Below are 18,151 nucleotides of genomic sequence, written 5' to 3' on the forward strand. Positions count from 1 at the left end.
ACCCATGAAATTAATTACAGAGGACTTATTAAATACGGTTACAAATCAGGCAAAGGACAATGCTCGTTTGCGAATGAACCATAATTTTCATGATTCGATGGATGCACCCATTCATCGTATGCTGAATGCGCTTGAGCCGGGTACTTACCTGCCTCCCCATCGTCATAAGAATCCCGATAAAGAGGAGGTTTATTTAATTCTCCGAGGTGATCTTGTTGCCATCCTTTTCGATGAAGAAGGAAATCCAATAGAGAAGATAAATCTAAGTCCATCTAAAGGTATGTATGGTATAGAGATACCTCCCGGTGTATGGCACTGTATCGTTGTACGGGAGCCGGGAACAGTTATTTATGAAATAAAACAGGGACCATACGCCCCCTTGACTCCTGAGAATTTAGCTCCTTGGGCACCGGATGTGACCGATGTGCAAGGAGCAGCAGCTTTTATGAAGCGGATGCTTGAGGATTAATCCTCAAACATTCTGCTTCGTGCCATCATGCAGGCACCTATAATTCCTGCTTTATCTTTTAGCTTTGAAGTAAGTACAGCCGAATCCTGATTGACCAGGTTAAGCGAATACTTGCGTATGGCAGTCTTGATGGGTTGTGTGATGTAGTCTTCGGTTAAAGACAATGTTCCACCTATGATAACCAGTTCCGGATTGAATATATTAATAAGCCCGGCTATTTGCTTTCCTAATTTCTGCCCGATTTCTTCTACTATTTCGATGCAAAGCATATCCTCCTTATTTACTGCTTCAATAATGTTGTCGAGTGTAACCGACTCTCCATTTTTGATGCGATCGGAGAGGACGGAGCTTTCTCCGTTGTTGATGCGCTCCACTAAAATACGGTGTAGTGCAGAACCTGATGCTTCTGTCTCGAGGCATCCCTTCTTCCCACAATGGCAGATAATTTCATTTTCATAAACGCTGGTGTGCCCAAACTCTCCCGAGAAGCCCGATTTTCCAGTGTATATCCTACCATCAATAATAATTCCGATACCGAGTCCCCAGCTTACATTGACGAAAATAATATTTTTTTCTCCCTTCACGCATCCCTGCATGTATTCGCCATAAGTCATGGCACGCGTATCGTTGTCGATGGTAACCTTATATCCTAACTTCTCGCACAATACGTCGGTTAGCGGACGCTCTTCAAAATTGAACGAGCTGAAGCTGAATCCCGATTCCGGATTAACGCGCCCGGACACATTGATGTTGATGTTTAGTATCTTCTCCTTATTAATAGTCAGCTTCTTTATGAAACTAAGAATAAGTTTGCATAGTTCGTTTAGTCCTTCTATGGAGTTTTCAAATCGATAGGGAATGTTCATTTTAAGCTCTACCATGTCTCCTTTGAAGTTGATCAAGCCTATGTTGACGGCAAATCGTTTGATGTCGACACCAATAAAATAGCCCGATCCCGGATTTAATCCGTATAAATTAGGATGCCTTCCACCACTCGTTTCTAACTTTCCATTGTCGTTGATATAACCATCTTCGCACATTTCACTAATGAACTTAGTAATAGTGGGCACACTTAGATCCAGTTCTTTTGACAGGTCAGTAATGGTAGAGCTGCCATTATATATATAATGTGTAATAATCTTCTTTTTGATAAGGGCATTTTTGGAGCCCATTTCTATTTCTTTGAGGAACTGCTGGTTCATGTTTTGGCTTGTTTTTAGATGAGAATACGCAAAGATAATAAAATATCTAATTAATTGTTCCATGAATTGCTGTAATAATTATAAAATGGATTTTCAAAATATAAAGATGAATGACCTATTGGTATTTAATCATTTTCACAATGCATACGACGTAATATTTTATGTTGTTAAACTCCATATTTTTAGGATGTTGTTATATGTGTAATTCTATTAACTCATAATTTGATAATAAAATATTTAATTATATGTTGCCTATATTTTTAAAAGTTGTATATTTGTACGTTGATATAACTGAAATTAATATATTTATTATGGAAAAAATTATTGGATTAATCAATGCGCCATTTACTCCGTTTTATGCAAATGGAGAAGTAAATTACGAGCCTATCAAGGCTTATGCTGATATGCTTGTGAAAAACGGACTACAAGGTGTCTTTATCAATGGCTCTTCGGGCGAAGGCTATATGCTGACAGACGAAGAACGAATGAAACTTGCTGAAAGATGGATTGAGGTATCTCCTAAAGGCTTCAAGGTGATTGTTCACGTAGGTAGCTGTTGTGTTAAGTCCAGTCACCTGTTGGCCGAGCATGCTCAAAAAATAGGTGCATGGGGCATTGGTGCTATGGCACCTCCTTTTCCAAAAATTGGTAGAGTAGAAGAGTTGGTGAAGTACTGCGAAGAGATTGCTTCAGGCGCTCCGGAGCTTCCTTTCTACTATTATCATATCCCTGCATTTAACGGTGCTTTTCTTCCGATGTACAGTTTCCTTGAAGCGGTAGACGGTCGTATCCCCAATTTCGCCGGAATCAAATATACATTCGAAAGCATGTACGAGTATAATCAATGCCGTTTATATAAAAACGGAAAGTTTGATATGTTGCACGGGCAAGATGAAACTATCCTACCTTGTTTGGCAATGGGTGGTGCTCAGGGAGGTATCGGCGGAACAACCAACTACAACGGTGTTAATCTGGTAGGTATTATCAATGCATGGCAAAGCGGTGACTTGGAAACGGCTCGTGAATTGCAGAACTTCTCTCAAGAGGTGATTAATGTCATTTGTCACTTCCGTGGCAATATTGTAGGTGGTAAACGCATCATGAAGCTTATCGGCCTTGATTTGGGTCAGAATCGTGTTCCCTTCCAGAATATGACCGACGAAGAGGAAGTGAGATTAAAAGCCGAGCTCGAAGCCATACATTTCTTTGAGCGTTGCAATAAATTCTAAATACTGTGCCAAGTTATGAACTCTAAAGAATATCTACAAACCTGGTCTGCGTCATATAAAAGAGATTTGATAGAAAATATCATGCCTTTCTGGATGTTGCATGGTTGGGATCGTAAGAACGGAGGTGTTTATACCTGTGTCGACCGTGAAGGAAAACTGATGGATACCACAAAGTCTGTTTGGTTTCAAGGACGTTTCGCATTCACCTGTTCTTATGCTTTTAATCATGTGGCTCGTCATCCGGAATGGTTAGAGGCTGCTAAAAGCACACTCGATTTTATCGAGAAGTATTGCTTTGATGCGGATGGCCGTATGTATTTTGAGGTAACAGAAACCGGCGTGCCTATTCGCAAGCGGCGTTATGTGTTCTCAGAAACATTTGCAGCTATTGCCATGTCCGAGTACTCCATTGCTTCGGGCGACTGCTCTTATGCGCTGAAGGCCTTGAAGCTGTTCAATGATATTCGTCATTTTCTTTCGACTCCGGGTGTATTAACACCCAAATATTGCGACGGAGTACACCTGCAAGGTCACTCCATTGTGATGATTCTCATTAATGTCGCTTCCCGTATACGGGAAGCGATCAGTGACCCGGTGTTGGACGAACAGATTAAGGAATCCATTGACGATCTTCGTAAGTACTTTATGCATCCCGAATTCAAGGCTTTGCTTGAAACCGTAGGACCCAATGGCGAGTTTATCGATACCAATGCCGGCAGAACGATTAACCCCGGACATTGCATCGAAACAGCTTGGTTTATCCTCGAAGAGGCTAAGGCACACAATTGGGATAAGGAAATGGTCAATACGGCACTTACGATTCTTGACTGGTCGTGGGAGTGGGGTTGGGACAAAGAATTCGGGGGTATCATCAACTTCCGCGACTGTCGCGATCTGCCTTCACAGGATTATGCGCACGACATGAAGTTCTGGTGGCCTCAAACCGAAGCGATTATAGCAACACTCTATGCTTATCAGGCTACGAAGGATGAAAAATACCTGGCAATGCATAAGCAAATCAGTGACTGGACGTATGCGCACTTCCCCGATACTGAGTTCGGAGAGTGGTATGGATACCTTCACCGCGATGGGACGATTTCTCAGCCGGCAAAAGGAAACCTCTTCAAAGGGCCGTTCCATATTCCCCGTATGATGACAAAGGGCTATATCCTTTGCGAAGAACTATTGTCAGAAAAATAACCGTTACAACACAAATATGAAAAACTCAAAAATATATCCTTGGGTCGTCGTTGCCCTTTTGTGGGTGGTAGCCCTACTCAACTATATGGATAGGCAGATGCTCTCCACTATGCAAGAAGCCATGCAGGTCGATATTGTTGAATTGGGTAAAGCTGAAGCCTTTGGTGCTTTAATGGCTATCTTCTTGTGGATTTATGGTTTCATGAGTCCGGTAGCAGGTATTATTGCCGATAAGATGAGCCGCAAATGGCTTGTCGTAGGCAGCTTATTCGTGTGGTCTGGGGTAACCTTTATGATGGGTTATGCCGATACCTTTCGCGAACTTTACTGGCTTCGGGCCTTGATGGGTGTCAGTGAGGCGTTATATATTCCTGCTGCTTTATCGCTTATTGCCGATTGGCATCAAGATAAATCGCGCTCATTGGCCATTGGTATTCATATGACGGGTCTTTACATGGGGCAAGCAATCGGTGGCTTTGGAGCCACCGTAGCTGCTGCCTTCTCTTGGCATGCTACCTTCCATTGGTTTGGTATCATAGGCATCGTTTACTCCTTTGTTTTGTTGCTTTTCTTACATGAGAATCCGGTACATATCAAAGTCGAGAAATTATCTTTAGGTGCTACCAAAGAGAAGAAGCCATCTTTATTCAGCGGCTTGTCGTTGGTGTTGTCTAATTGGGCTTTTTGGATTATTCTATTCTACTTTGCGGCCCCCAGTCTGCCTGGGTGGGCTACCAAAAACTGGTTGCCTACTCTGTTTGCCGATAGTTTGAACATTCCGATGGCCGAAGCAGGGCCGATCTCTACGATTACGATTGCTTTCTCTTCATTTATCGGAGTTATTTTTGGTGGTATTCTTTCCGACCGTTGGGTGCAGAAGAATATTCGTGGACGGGTATATACCGGAGCTATTGGTTTGGGGCTCACCATTCCTTCGTTGCTTTTGCTGGGTTTTGGACACAGCTTTGTTAGTGTGATCGGAGCGGGATTGCTTTTCGGTATTGGTTATGGTATTTTCGATGCCAACAACATGCCTATTTTGTGTCAGTTCGTTTCGACCAAGCATCGTGGAACCGCCTATGGTATTATGAACATGACCGGTGTATTTGCTGGTGCAGCCGTAACCGAATTGCTAGGTAAATGGAGCGACGGTGGAAACTTGGGGCAGGGCTTTGCCATGCTGAGTGTCATCGTACTGATAGCATTGGCTGTTCAGCTTTATTTCTTGCGACCGAAAACAGATAATATGGTATAAAAATATAAAACTATGATTGTTTCTAATTTACAGAATAGTCAGCGGATAGAGAGTCTCCATCCGCTGTTTAAAACACTTTTTGAGTACGTAAAGACCCATGACTTATTGCATACAGAGCTGGGACGCATTGAGATTGATGGCGACAACCTGTTCATCAACAATGTGAATCCGGAGTGTGTAAGCCGTGACAAACAAGTGTTGGAACTCCATCATGATTATATTGATGTTCATATCCTTTTGGAAGGAGCCGAAAGTATTGGGTGGAAAGCATTGGAAGATCTCGAAAACGAGATAAAACCTTATGAGCAAGAGGGTGATTGTGCTCTTTATGCCGATGCTCCTACAGCATGGGTCGATATCCTACCGGGACAATTTGTTATCGTATACCCCGAAGATCCGCATGCTCCTATTGTGGGAAAAGGTAAAATACGCAAGTTGATTGCAAAAGTAAAAGTTTAACTCTTTAAAATGTTGCAACTTTGTTGCGACGCTCTGTTTCCTTACGTCAATAGTCCCATAAAACACTGTTTTATGGGACTATTTTATTAATTAAGTCATATCCGCTTGTTGCTTTAATACTGTTAATTAGTTTGTTTCTGTTGCTTCGCAATAGTACGTACTTTTTGTATGAATGATTACGTACTCTTTGATACCAAGAGTACGTTTTTAACACACTCTTAAAATACTATTTTTGCAAACCTCAAGAAGCAGAGTACTGTGAATGGATTATTGTTTTTTTATCTAATTGATATATATATATGTTTAAGTGATGTTTATCTTTCTTCCCGTTTTATTCTTCCTGCTTCTTTTCATTCTTCTTCTGCTTGATTATCTACTTTGCTTTTATAAGGATACTTATGTGTTTGTTAACCTCATTGACAAAATAAGCCCCCATTTGCTCGTTATGCAAATGAGGGCTTGTTTGCTGTTTATATACGTTCTTTTCGGTGGATGGTTTAGTATCCGGGAGTTTGTTCCAATGCCGGATTATTGGTCAGTGTGCTTTCGTTAATTGGCCATAATAAGCGCTCTGCACTGGCAGAAGAGTATTTGGTTACGTAATCTGCTCCCATCAATCTCAGGTCATACCAGCGTTTTCCTTCAAAAAAGAATTCGCGCATACGCTCTTTTAAGATTGCTTCCATTGCATTTTCATCACCGGCCATGTATTTATTGTCGGTGTAGAAATCGCCTTTATCGTTAGGATAGGCTAGTGTTGCTTTATTGGCTTCGAAGTAATCCGCTCCATAAGCGCGTTTACGCACCTCGTTGATTTCGCTGGATGGATCTTCGCCTAAGAATACTTTCGCTTCGGCAAGTAGTAAAAGGCAGTCAGCGTAGCGATAGATAGGATAGTCGTCCAAAAAACTGCGCGTTGATGAACCATCGATCAACACACCTTTGAATTTATTCGCATACGGAGCTACATAAGTAACTGCTCCGTTTGTTTCTTTCCTATATACGGCAGCTAGTGTGGCATCTTTACGTGTGTCTCCATCACGAAAAGCCTTGTTGTACAAGTTATATCTAATCTGAAGACGAATCAATCCGTTTAGTTGTCCTTCGGGAAGATTTTTGAATGAAACCCCTTCTTTATTGCAGTAATTAGCTGTCATATAGGCTTGTTGAGGGATCATGTTTTGTCGGTAGCTATCGTTCCATAAACTATATTCATCTTTTCCATTATGAATCGTAAAGATGATTTCTGCATTTCTTTTATTATCATAAGCAAATATTTTCTGGAAGTTGGCGAGTAGACTCACATTTGCTTTTTTTACATCCTCCAAAGCTGTCTTTGCAATCATGTAATCTGTATTTCCTCCATTCATCTGCTTACCGCTCCATAAGTATACCTCACCTTTGAGCATCATTGTGGCTGCTTTTGACCAAAAGTGTTTTCCGTTTTTGAATGAATAGTCGTCTCCAAAAGCATTTTCTGAAGCTGCAACATCCGCTTTGATTTGAGCCATTACTTCTGTTGCAGGTGAGGCCGGTTTAGCCAAATTTGATAAATCTAACGAAGAGCCACTTGTATAGTTTAAATATAAAACTACATCACCCCATGACCGTAATAGGTGGAAATAGAGATAGGCACGCATACCATAAGCTTCGCCCAGATAGTATTTTTTGCTGGCTTCGGGCAATATAGAGGTCTCGTTCGTTTTGGCTATCATTAAATTAATCTGGTTGATAACCTTGTACATACCCGCAAAATTGCTTATTCCAACGTTTTCTTTGTTGATGGTATTGTATGGAAGACGCTCCATTCCCTGTGTGGCTTCTCCCCCAAACGGAGTGTCGCCATAAATGTCTGCTCGCGGTTCGCCCAGCAAGAAAAAGTTAAAACTACACTCTCTGAGCAATGCATGCAAACCTACGTTAAATGTGCTGAATTGTGCTTCGCTCTTCCAATAGCTGTTGTCGGCAATGGAGCTAACCGGCTCCATATCTAATGCATCGCATCTTGAAAATAGTACGATAGAAAGCCCTGCTAATATATATGTGAATAGTTTTTTCATAATGCTATTTATTTTATTTTAAAATGTTACTGATAAACCAAATAAAACGGTTCTTGGGGTTGGATAACGTCCGTTATCGATACCTCGCCCGTAAGTTGAATCTACTGCGGGTTCTGGCGAAGTGCCTTTGTATCCGGTGATGTAAAACAGATTTTGACCTGTTACATAAACCGATGCATCGGTCATACCGGCTTTGCTGATTATTGTCTTCGGCAGATTGTAGCTCAGGGTTAACTCGCGCAATGCCAAGTAATCTCCCTTTTCGTAGAAACGAGAACTATTGTTGTCCACAGCTGTTGATCCGTTATTGGACCGCGTAATATTCTTCTTGCTTAGTTGGTCGGCATAATAGAATGCTGGTAAGTCTGTGGTTGTATTACTCTCGCTCCACATGTTTCTTACATCATCAATAATGTTAAATGATCCTTGATATTGTCCCAAAGAGCGTGCGGCGAGGTCATTGTAAATCGTGTGTCCCAATGCATAGTCGAAACGAGCATACATAGAAATTCCTTTATATCCTAATGTTGTAGAGAATCCACCTGTTACTTTAGGGAAAATATTTCCCACTACTTGTCGGTCGTAACCATTGATTATTCCATCACCGTTGATGTCTTCCCAGCATACATCGCCCGGTTCAATGGCTTTCCAACCCTCCTTTCCTGCATATTTGTCCGCCATTCCGGGACCATACAAGTTGGCTACTTCGTCAATGCGGTTGTTGGCGTGCTGTTTTACGTCGTCCCAATCTTTAAAGATGTGATTCTGCTTATAGGCTACCAACTCACCTAGTTTGCCTCCCTCTTGGCGTCCTGCAATCCATTTTGTTGCATAGGTGCCATCTGGATTTTTTCCTCCGGTAGCGACTTCATATCCACCTACACGGTTGTTCTCGTTTCCGTTGAATGGTAGTTTTACAATCTTATTGGCAACCGACGATAAGTTAGCTGTTACATCCCATGTCAGACCTTTGGGATTGGTTAAGATACTGGCTCTGGCTTCAATTTCGAAACCATAGTTGCGTAAGCTACCCATATTCGTCATCACCTCTCCAAAACCGGTATATCCTGGCAGCGCCTGTTTGGTGAGCAAATCCTTGGTTGTACGGTTGTAGTAATCAAGAATAAAGCCTAATCGGTTATTTAGGAAGCCAATATCTAATCCAGCCTCAAATGATTGACTTTGCTCCCAGCGCAATCCCGTGTTCACTAATCCCGAATTGTAGAATGCGGCTGATCCACCATACGACTTACTATCGACTTGGCTATATGAGCCATATACTTCATAATTGCCAATACCATTTACATTACCATTTACCCCATAGCTCAATCGTGGTTTTAGATTGGATACTACCTCTGAAATTTTCGAATCCTTCCAAAAATTTTCTTCCATAACATTCCAGCCTATGGATACACCGGGGAAAAATCCCCAACGATTATCCTTTAGTTTTGATATACCATCATAACGAGCTACGAATGATATAAGATACTTCATGTCATAATTATAGTTAATGCGGCTGAAGCCCGATAATATACGATAAGCTGTTTTGCTGCTCGAAGTATATGTCCTGTCTGATCCTGCATTCAACGTTGGGATATTGTCTGTTGGTGACTTTTGTGTTTTTGCTTCCAGATCGAATTGATTATAGCCTTAAATCCGCAGTCATATTATTTTCAGAGAATCCAAACACTTGAGGATGAATAACATCCTCAAGGTTTGGTTATGTCACAAGATTCACCTAAATTAGTGCTACCAAACAAACCATAAAGGTACTTGTGCATATGACAACAAAAATAGCCATAAAATCAGATAATATCACTCCTTTTGGGGGTATATTTTACGCAATGGATGAATTTTCTCGTTTAGGACTGAATTCCGTGATCGATAAATCTTTAGGATTACGTTCTTCCTACGCCGGTTACCAATATAGCGAAATTATTTCGAGCCTATTTTGGATCTACTATTGCGGCGGTGACCACATCGAAGATATCGGCAAACACCTTGGCAAACATCTTGAATTACGCCCGGATACTGAAATCCCCAGTCCGGATACTTTATTGAGAGGCATAAAAGAACTCGCAGAATTGGATATCCACTATACTTCCCAAAAAGGAGCAAGCTATGCTTTCAATAAGGCGGAACAGCTTAATAGTTTGATGCTCGATATGCTCCTTCAAACAGAACAACTCAAGCCAAACACGCTTTATAACTTGGACTTCGACCACCAGTTTATTCCCACAGAAAAGTATGACACTCAGTATTCTTACAAGAAAAAACGTGGTTATTTCCCCGGCACGGCAACTATTGGTGGTAACATTGTTGGTGTGGAAAATCGGGCCGCAAACGCAAATGTCCGTTTTCGTCAAGCGGATACGCTCCAACGGACTTTTCGTCGTTTGGCCGATAGGGGAATATTCATAGACCGTTGCCGGATGGACTGTGGTTCTTATTCGGAAGAGATTATCCGTATGACACATGGCTACTGCAACAAGTTCTACATACGAGCCGGCAAATGTCAGTCTCTGTATGAAGAAATGACGAAAATCACAGATTGGAAAAAAGAAGAAATCAACTTCGAGAATTATGAAGTGACCTCCATACCTTTTACTTCCTTTTTGCAAGAAGAAAACTACCGACTTGTTATTCAAAGGCAAAAGCGTAAGGACAACCAATTGGACCTATTTGATGGTGAATACACCTATCGGTGCATCTTAACCAATGACCATGAAAGTTCTGAAAAAGACATTGTACTCTTCTACAATGCTCGTGGAGCCTGTGAAAGAACATTCGACATGATGAATAACGATTTCGGGTGGAGTCATCTTCCCTGTTCATTCCTCAAAGAGAATACAGTATTCCTGCTACTTACAGCCATGGCTAAAAACTTTTATGCTTACCTTATTGAGAAGGTTGCAGCCGTGTTTGAAGATATTGAACCGGTAAGCCGAGTCAAACGATTTATCTTTCGATTCATTACAGTTCCTGCGAAATGGGTAAAGACAGGCAGACAATGGGTACTCAATATTTATTCCGACAAACCATACAAGTTGCTTTGGAGTCCGTAAAAACAACTTTTCGTGGGATTACTTATGCCTTCAGCTAACTGGGGAAAGGGGAAGCTATGCCCTATAACCTGAAATCAAGGAGAAAAGCAGGGGGAAAAGCTACGAGTAGGAACTATTAGGTGAATTAAATCGCTATTTGAATCAGTTATAAATTAGCTGCGGAATTGAGGTATAGGTGAAATATTCGACACCTACCATCGCATCCAAATTATGCTTTTCGGCAAATGTTTCTGTATAATTCAATGTTCCGTTCAACTGAATCTGTGTGTATTTCTGTATGTAAGCTTCTGCTTGGCGAGTATTATCCGGCGAAGAAGATGTTTGTGTTTGGTACGACTTGTTAAATTTCTCTCTTTGCCAATCGTATTGATACAAAGAGGCATTTCCGTTTAGAATTAGCTTTTTAGGAAGAATATCCAAAGCAAAGCCCATATTGTAAGTAGCCTTACGTGTGCTGTTCTCATTGGTCAGCTTGTCTCTATAGTATTCGGGATTACCATCACCTGTTCCGACTCCCGAAGCAGGACTTCCGTCTGTCAACCAAGGGCTCCATGTAGGGCGTTGAGAACGTGTACGATAGAACATCTCATATGTACCAATCCACAATTCAGGCTGTGTAGACCAAGAGTAAGTTGTTGCTGCTTTTACTGTAAGGAATGGAAATACTTTGTAAGAACCGCTCAATGCGCCATTGAACCGTTCATATCCGGTACCTTTTATTTGACCATCTTCTTTGTAATACCCAATACTTGATGAATACGTTCCTTTGTCATTACCTCCGGTGATGTTTAGGTAGTGATCTTGTGTAAGGGCACTGTTGTCAAATACTGCGTCGTCAAGCTGTCCAGCGTAGTCTTTAAATAAAATCGTTTTTCCTTCATAGAAAGGATCGTCCATCGAAAGCCATCCTTCATTTTTCAAATGCGCAGTTGCATCTGTCAAATAGCGAATGTCATATAGTTCATTTCCAATTCCGTATCCTGCCTGTGTGTCTACATTGCTACGTCCTGCACGTTTATATCCGGTACGGTTGTAATAGATATAATCTTGCGCATTACAGAATTCGTATCCTTTTCGTGCGAAGTTTGCACCCATTTTAAACTTGTAGTTCACAGAAGCTTTACCTTCTTTTCCGGTTTTAGTTTCAATCAAGATAACTCCCCCGTTGGCACGTGCTCCATAAATAGCTGTCGAAGCGGCATCCTTTAATACTTGAATGGATTCAATGTCAGAAGGGTTAATATCGCTCATACTGTTGCGGACGATACCGTCTACTACAATGAGTGCCTTACTGTTATCACCCGTGATAGTAGCTCCACCTCTTAGTGTGATGTCTGGGTCTGATCCCGGCTGTCCACTCTTGTTTATGACTCGTAGACCGGTTACAGATCCTTGTAGAGATTGTCCTACATTACTAAATGCAGCTTTGTCGAGTACTGCGTTGTCCATTTTAGAAATAGCTGTAGTCAATGTTGCACGTTTTTGCGAACTGCCATAACCGGTTACCACAACCTCGTCGAGTATCTCTGTGTCTTCTTTTAATACGATGTTGTAGTGATTTTCATTTCCAATAGTAATGGTTTGAGCTTTATAACCGATATAACTGATGGTTAGTTTAGCCCCTTTTACTACGGATAGAGAAAACTTTCCGTCGAGGTCGGTTATTGTGCCATTACTTGTGCCTGCTTCGACAACGCTGGCACCTATGATACTCTCACCTGCACCGTCTGTTACGGTACCGGTAATTGATTTCGACTGTGCTATAGCTCCTATTGAGCATAATAAGCATAGGATCAGGAAGATAGATTTCTTCATAAGTATTATGTTTAGTTTTAAATAAAGATGTTTAGACTGACTGTACATAGTTCTAAATGAACTTGTTTGTGTTTTTATTGCTAATATTTCTTTAATAATGAATCAAAGACTTTACTTCAAATAAAACGTTGCAAATATAATATTTATTTTAATAAACAGCAATCATATATTAAAATATTAATTTATATATTTTGGTTATAATTAAAATATATGCATATACTATGCTTATTGATTAATAAATTACTTAATAACGCATTAGTTCATTTAGAACTAATGCAACCTTTATTATTAATTAAAAAACAGTACTTATGAAGAAAACCATCATTTTGATGTTGTGTCTACTATGCTCAATCGGAGTTATGGCACAAAAAAAGCTAATAACTGGTGTGGTAACAGATGGCGCAGGTGAAAGTGTTATCGGTGCAAGTGTAATTGAAGTCGGTACCACAAATGGAATCATTACTGACTTAGATGGTAAATTCTCGCTATCGGTAGATCCGAATGGAAAAATTAAGATCTCTTATGTTGGATGCCAACCCCAAGTAGTCGATGTAAAGGGTAAAACGTCTTTTGCGATCAAGCTGAAAGAAGACTCCGAGCTACTGGAAGAAGTGGTTGTAACGGGTTATGGTGGTACGCAACTCCGTACGAAAGTAACCAATTCTATTGCTAAGGTGAAAGAGGATGTGTTGCAGAATGGTCTGTTCTCTAATCCGGCACAGGCTCTTTCGGGAGCGGTAGCGGGCTTGCAGGTACAGCAAACATCGGGTAATCCGGGTAGTACTCCAATATTAACTCTTCGTGGAGGAACGAATTTTAATGGTACTGGTTCTCCTCTGATCTTGGTTGATGGGCAAGTGAGAAGTTCATTAAGCGATATTAATCCGGAGGATATTCAATCCATGGAGGTCCTAAAAGATGCTGGTGCAACAGCTATTTATGGTGCTCGTGCCAATGATGGTGTAGTGCTGGTAACCACTAAGCGAGGTAAAGCCGGCAAAGCGGAAGTTTCATTAAAAGCTAAGTTTGGAATAAATTCGTTTCAAAATTCCTATGAGTTTTTAGAGGCTGGCGATTACTTATATTGGATGCGTACGGCTTATAAAAATGCCGACTATGCAGGTCGGAAATATCCTGATGGAAATCCAATGAAGTCATGGGCCAATATGTCTGGATTGACAGGAGCGACTCCTTATGGTACAGGTAATAAATATTGGGCTGATGACACTCATACTATTCCATTGGATGGTAATAAAAACTCGAATGCCGTATGGAGTACGATGAATTATAGCGATGATTTGGCCTTTTTACTCGATCAGGGTTGGGCCACTATGATTGATCCTGTAACCGGTGGAAAGCTTTTGTATAAAGATACATCCATAGCCGATTTTAATATTAAAACACCGAGTTTTTCTCAAGATTATAATATTAGTATAACCGGTGGTAATGATAGGGGCAATTATTATGCCGGATTGGGCTACAACAAAAGCGACGGAACAGCTATTGGAAACTGGTACCAACGTGTTACATTTACGCTCAATGCGGATTATAAAGTGAAAGACTGGCTGACGTCCAATTCGACCTTCAGTTTTGCTGATGCTACTTGGTATGGTTTACCTGCTTCACAAGAAGCGGAAGCAAACTATTTTTCGCGTACCCTTTCACTGCCACCGACTTTTCGCGGCTACAATGCAGTAGGTGATCCACTCTTAGGACCTAATACTGGTGATGGTAACCAACAATATAATCTGAGTAAATTTGTTCGAGATAATAATACCGATAAGTTTACGATGGGGCAATCTTTCAAAATCGATTTAATGAAAGGGCTGTATTTAAAATTAGGTGCTACATGGTTCTATTCTGAGGAAAAGAAAGAGGCATTTAATAAGGATTATCTTTCAAGTCCAGGAAATACCAATACCACCCGATCAACATCGGCTTCTTACTCTCGAACTTTAGACCAAACATATAATGCTGTTCTTAATTACGATTATCAGATAACCAAAGATCATTATCTGGCAGCGATGTTAGGCTTTGAGTACTATGACACTTTCTATAAAGGCTTTTCTGCTTCCGGAGAGGGTGCGCCGACTGACGACTTTGCCGATCTTCAGTATACAAGTACCAAAGATGGTAAACGCTCGATTGATTCGGGGCATAACGGGAATCGTATCATGTCATTTTTCGGACGCTTGAATTATGATTTCCAAAGTAAGTATCTCTTCTCATTTGTTATGAGAAAAGACGGATATTCTAAACTCTCAAAAGATAATAGATGGGGGGTGTTTCCGGGTATATCGGCAGGTTGGGTCTTCGGAAAAGAAGCCTTTATGGAACCTCTTGTAGATGTTCTCTCATTTGCCAAACTGCGAGGTAGTTACGGCTTGAATGGTAATGTGTCGAAAGATTGGGTCGGCAATTATACGGTGCAAGGCTCTTATGGAAGTAATAAGTATAATGGAAATACAGGCTTTTTGATTGGCGGCATTCCTAATTCTTATTTGACATGGGAGAGGTCGAAAACATTTGAAGTCGGTTTAGACCTTAGCTTCCTTGCCAATAGGATCAATACCAACTTCACTTATTACAATCGCAAAACCTCTGATAAGTTTGCCAATATTACCGTGCCTTCTATCTCGGGTGTAAGCTCTATAGTGTCTAATAATGGAGAATTTCAGAATCAAGGTTTTGAGTTTGATTTAGGCTTCAGAGTCTTAGATACTAACGACTGGAAATGGAATGTGAACTGGAATGGTGCTCTCAATATAAATAAGGTAACTAAGTTGCCGAATAATGGATTGGAGAAAAATCGTCAAGATGCCTTTCAGGTATATACCGGAAAAGGGAATGAACTGATGTGGGTCGGTGGCTATCAAGAGGGACAACGTCCCGGAGATCTGTATATGTTTATAGCCGAAGGCATTTATCAGTCGCAAGACGAAATCCCTGCCGGGTTGGTGGATATAACGTCGGGTAATAACGGATCGAATGGGCGTCCGCTTTATGGTGGCGAAGAAGGGTACAATAAATTGTCGAAAACAGAAAAAGCCAATGCGCTACCTATTGAACCGGGTGATGTGAAGTGGAAGGACGTGAATAACGATGGAAAGATTGATAATTATGATATGGTAAAGGTTGGCAACTATAATCCCAAATGGACGGGTGGCATCAACACAAGCCTTTCTTGGAAAGATTTACGAATTTCGGCACGTTTTGATTATGCATTGGGGTTCATGGCAGTAGACTGGAAAACGCCGTGGATCATGGGCAATATGCAGGGTACTTATAATACCATCTCTGAAACAAGAGATACATGGACTCCTGAAAATACCGGAGCTGCATTGCCCAAATATGTTTGGGCAGATCAATTGGGAAAGCGTAATTATGCACGAAGTTCTTCCATGTTTGCTTATAAAGGTGATTATATTGCTTTTCGGGAGCTTAGCTTAGCCTATAAATTACCCGAAAAACTTGCTAACAAAGCACTCTTAAATAATGTAGAAGTATCAGTAACCGGACAAAATTTAGGATACCTTACTGAAGCCAAGCACTTATTCTCCCCTGAGAAAGCAAATAATAACGGAGGCTACCCGTTGCCATTATCTGTTATTTTTGGAATCAATGTTTCTTTCTAATTTATTAAATGGACAGTTTATGAAAAAAATAATTTATAGTTTAGTTTTATTAGTTTCCAGTATATTGTATAGTTCGTGCAACGCCTTAGATATGGCTCCCGAAGATTATTATGGAAGCGGTAATTTTTGGAATAATGAAGCGCAAGTCAGAGGATATCTTTTTGGCATGCATGCACAGTTAAGAGATAAATACCAGATGTTTTTTTATTTAGGCGAAGCTCGCGGAGGCACACAACGGACTGGCACATCCTCTCAGGATACTAGTCTGGATGATGAACGCATTAAAACCAATTTGCTCAATAAAGACAATACAGGTATCGATAATTGGAATGGCTTGTATAATCCTCTGATGAATGTTAATCATTTCATTCAGAAAGTAGAAACGGAATGCCCGTTTTTGAGCGAAGAGAACCGGAAGGGTTATTTGGCTCCGGCATACGGACTTAGGGCACTGTATTATTTTATGCTATACAGAACTTATGGTGGAGTACCCTTAGTTACTACTGTGGAACTGTTGAACGGAAAAGTATCGGTCGATAAGTTTTATATTCCACGCGCAACAGCTGAAGAAACATTGGCTTTAGTGAAAAGCGATATCAACAAGTCAGAAGCTCTCTATGGACCAAGCTTTGCAATAACTAAGCGTTCGGAATGGTCAAAAGCTGCCACGCTGATGCTAAAAGCTGAAATTTATCTTTGGTCGGCGAAAGTAGCTACGGGTAATCATGCTGCCGCAGGTAAAGCCGATCTCGAGGTTGCTAAAACCGCACTTCAGCCGATCATTGGTAAATATGAACTACTACCTAGCTTTCAGGAACTTTATTCGACTAAAGAAAGCAAGGAAATAATTTTTTCTATTCACTTTGCCGATACGGAAGCAAGTAACTGGGGAGGAGCATTTCTGTATTATAACGCAGTCTTTTTGGACCAAAAATATGGTCGTAACGGGAAGCTTATAAAAGGGGATACACTGAACTTGAAAGGAGGTAATACGCTTCGCCATGAGTATAAAGAAGCTTTTTGGAAAAGTTATGATGAGGCAGATACCCGTCGTGATGCCACATTTATGGAATACTACAATGAGGCTCAAATGCAAACGTTTGGCGTAGTTATGAAAAAAGGCATTGGGAGTGTGAATGCTACCAATAATCGTATTTACGATAATGATATTCTCGTTTACCGATATGCAGATGCATTGCTCATGATGGCTGAGATCGAAAACGGGTTGGGCAATCCCTGTGCTAATTATATAAATGAAATTCGTAAGCGTGCTTATGGCAAGAACTATTCGCCGGCTGTTGCATATGCCGAAGGTACTTATGCCGATAATGAATTAGCTATTTTGAAAGAGCGCGATAAGGAATTTGTATGGGAAGGTAAACGCTGGTTTGATGTTGTACGTATGCGTGCTGCCGACGGTTCTTCGCTCGCATTCTCAGCACCGGCTAATTATCCGAATACATCTCCATTGATTCTTAAAGAAAATGAGCATCTGTTGTTGTGGCCCGTTGATGTAAATACACTAACGAATAACAAAGAATTGACCCAAACTCCTGGGTATTAATTACTCCATTCTATTTCTGATAGTCAGATACACGTTTAATAAATAAGCCTATTGTAAGTGACTTACAATAGGCTTATTTATTAAACGTGATTTTGAGTTCTTGTATTTTTTATCTTCTTTGTTTATTATATATGTTATAGATATTAAATATTTTAATTAATAGCGGCGTTTGTAAAATGAAAAGATTATCTTTGCTTT

The 18,151-nt window shown here is 40.7% G+C and carries 10 protein-coding genes and 2 pseudogenes; 8 read left to right on the top strand and 4 right to left on the bottom strand.

The features are described from left to right. Positions 1 to 4 precede the first annotated feature (4 nt). Positions 5 to 469: a WbuC family cupin fold metalloprotein gene (locus TY03_RS18060; RefSeq protein ID WP_042372711.1), complete on the top strand. Its 465-nt coding sequence runs from the start codon at positions 5 to 7 to the stop codon at positions 467 to 469. Here TY03_RS18060 and TY03_RS18065 read toward each other — a convergent pair. Next, the gene (locus TY03_RS18065) at positions 466 to 1,671 is read right to left on the bottom strand and encodes an ROK family transcriptional regulator (protein ID WP_042372527.1); all 1,206 of its coding nucleotides are present in this window, start codon (positions 1,669 to 1,671) and stop codon (positions 466 to 468) included. The two genes, TY03_RS18060 and TY03_RS18065, sit on opposite strands and share 4 nt — an antisense overlap. A 311-nt stretch (positions 1,672 to 1,982) precedes the next feature. Here TY03_RS18065 and TY03_RS18070 point away from each other — a divergent pair, with 311 nt between their 5' ends. The 4 genes from TY03_RS18070 to TY03_RS18085 are packed head-to-tail and all read left to right on the top strand — an operon-like array spanning position 1,983 to position 5,814. Continuing rightward, the gene (locus tag TY03_RS18070) at positions 1,983 to 2,900 is read left to right on the top strand and encodes a dihydrodipicolinate synthase family protein (RefSeq protein ID WP_042372529.1); all 918 of its coding nucleotides are present in this window, start codon (positions 1,983 to 1,985) and stop codon (positions 2,898 to 2,900) included. A gap of 15 nt (positions 2,901 to 2,915) precedes the next feature. Then, complete coding sequence (locus TY03_RS18075; protein WP_042372531.1) at positions 2,916 to 4,100, top strand: AGE family epimerase/isomerase; 1,185 nt, start codon at positions 2,916 to 2,918, stop codon at positions 4,098 to 4,100. A 16-nt stretch (positions 4,101 to 4,116) separates the two neighbouring features. Then, entirely contained in the window at positions 4,117 to 5,355 is a 1,239-nt protein-coding gene (locus TY03_RS18080; protein ID WP_042372533.1) for an MFS transporter, read from the top strand. A 12-nt stretch (positions 5,356 to 5,367) separates the two neighbouring features. Beyond that, positions 5,368 to 5,814: a YhcH/YjgK/YiaL family protein gene (locus TY03_RS18085; RefSeq protein WP_042372535.1), complete on the top strand. Its 447-nt coding sequence runs from the start codon at positions 5,368 to 5,370 to the stop codon at positions 5,812 to 5,814. 497 nt (positions 5,815 to 6,311) lie between these two features. Here TY03_RS18085 and nanU read toward each other — a convergent pair whose 3' ends face one another. Further along, positions 6,312 to 7,874 carry a SusD family outer membrane lipoprotein NanU gene (gene nanU, locus TY03_RS18090; RefSeq protein WP_042372536.1) on the bottom strand — a complete coding sequence of 521 codons (1,563 nt, stop codon included), beginning with the start codon at positions 7,872 to 7,874 and terminating at the stop codon, positions 6,312 to 6,314. An 18-nt stretch (positions 7,875 to 7,892) separates the two neighbouring features. Next, positions 7,893 to 9,521 (bottom strand): annotated as a pseudogene (locus TY03_RS18095) (SusC/RagA family TonB-linked outer membrane protein); the annotation flags it as partial. 134 nt (positions 9,522 to 9,655) lie between these two features. Between TY03_RS18095 and TY03_RS18100 the strand changes: the two are divergent. Further along, positions 9,656 to 10,939 carry an IS1380 family transposase gene (locus TY03_RS18100; protein ID WP_042366226.1) on the top strand — a complete coding sequence of 428 codons (1,284 nt, stop codon included), beginning with the start codon at positions 9,656 to 9,658 and terminating at the stop codon, positions 10,937 to 10,939. 171 nt (positions 10,940 to 11,110) lie between these two features. Here the strand turns inward: TY03_RS18100 and TY03_RS18105 are convergent. Next, positions 11,111 to 12,754, bottom strand: a pseudogene (locus TY03_RS18105) (SusC/RagA family TonB-linked outer membrane protein); the annotation flags it as partial. Positions 12,755 to 13,062: 308 nt separating this feature from the next. Between TY03_RS18105 and TY03_RS18110 the strand changes: the two are divergent. Continuing rightward, complete coding sequence (locus TY03_RS18110) at positions 13,063 to 16,389, top strand: SusC/RagA family TonB-linked outer membrane protein (RefSeq protein WP_042372538.1); 3,327 nt, start codon at positions 13,063 to 13,065, stop codon at positions 16,387 to 16,389. 19 nt (positions 16,390 to 16,408) lie between these two features. Continuing rightward, a complete protein-coding gene (locus TY03_RS18115; RefSeq protein WP_042372716.1) occupies positions 16,409 to 17,953 on the top strand; it encodes a RagB/SusD family nutrient uptake outer membrane protein in 1,545 nt (514 codons plus the stop codon). The last annotated feature ends 198 nt before the right edge of the window (positions 17,954 to 18,151 follow it).

The organism is Bacteroides neonati, from assembly GCF_000499785.1.
Lineage (GTDB): Bacteria > Bacteroidota > Bacteroidia > Bacteroidales > Bacteroidaceae > Bacteroides > Bacteroides neonati.